Below are 943 nucleotides of genomic sequence, written 5' to 3'. Positions count from 1 at the left end.
GGCTTCAGCGACAGCGTTGTCGTACGGACAGCCTTTCATACTCAGCGATCGGCCAATTTCAAACGTCTTCAAAAGCTCGTCCATCTTTTGACTTTTGAATTCGCTACCACGGTCGGTATGAAACCATTGAAGCTGGCATAAATCGCCTTGTACCGTGGCAAAAGCGCGGGAAATCAGAGCAGCGTCCTTGTTTGGACCTGCACTATGCCCAATGATCTCTCGATTGAACAAATCGACCAGTACACAAATGTAATGCCATCGGTTCTTGACCTTCACATAAGTGAGATCGCTGACGACGAAGCGTTTGACTTCCTCCTGCTCGAACTCTCGGTTCAGAACATTCTCCGTCATGGCTTCATTACAAGCGGTTTTGCGGGGCCTATATTGAGCCACGGTGTAGGTAGAAACGAGTCCTTGTTCTTTCATGATTCGACCAATTCTACGTCTGGAGACGACGAATCCGCGATCCTGGAGTTTGACTTTGATCTTTCGTGTACCGTAAGCTTTTCGATTCTTATGGAAAATATCCACAATTGCTTCAGTTACATTGTCTTCGTTCGGTTGTTCTTTCGTTTCATAGTAAAACGTACTTCTTGCGATTTGCAGGACGTCGCACATTGCTGATACCGAATATTTATCAAGGTTGTTCTGGATGATAGCTACTTTCGTCCCATGATCAGCGCGGCTTGCTTTAAAATGTCCACCTCCATTTTCAGACGCTGGTTCTCTTTTCGTAAAGCGATCAGTTCATTTTCTTCTGATGAACGATTGTCCTTCTCCTTGAAGGAGCCCGTTGTCTGAGCTTGCTTGATCCAGCGGTCTAAAGCGGAGGCAGTGAGGTCATATTCCTCCACAATCGCTGCTCTGGATTTCCCGTTTTCATAGAGTTCCACCATTTGTTTTTTAAATTCTGAGGTAAAGGTACGTCGTTGGTGTTTTGGCA

At 45.8% G+C, this 943-nt stretch carries 1 pseudogene; it reads right to left on the bottom strand.

The window, feature by feature from the left end:
• Window positions 1–943 (bottom strand): annotated as a pseudogene (locus NR121_RS24930) (IS3 family transposase); the annotation flags it as partial.

Origin of the sequence: Paenibacillus sp. Pae15 (assembly GCF_024519685.1) — a bacterium.
GTDB lineage: Bacteria > Bacillota > Bacilli > Paenibacillales > NBRC-103111 > Paenibacillus_G > Paenibacillus_G naphthalenovorans.
This window is presented reverse-complemented; position numbering and strand designations above follow the sequence as displayed.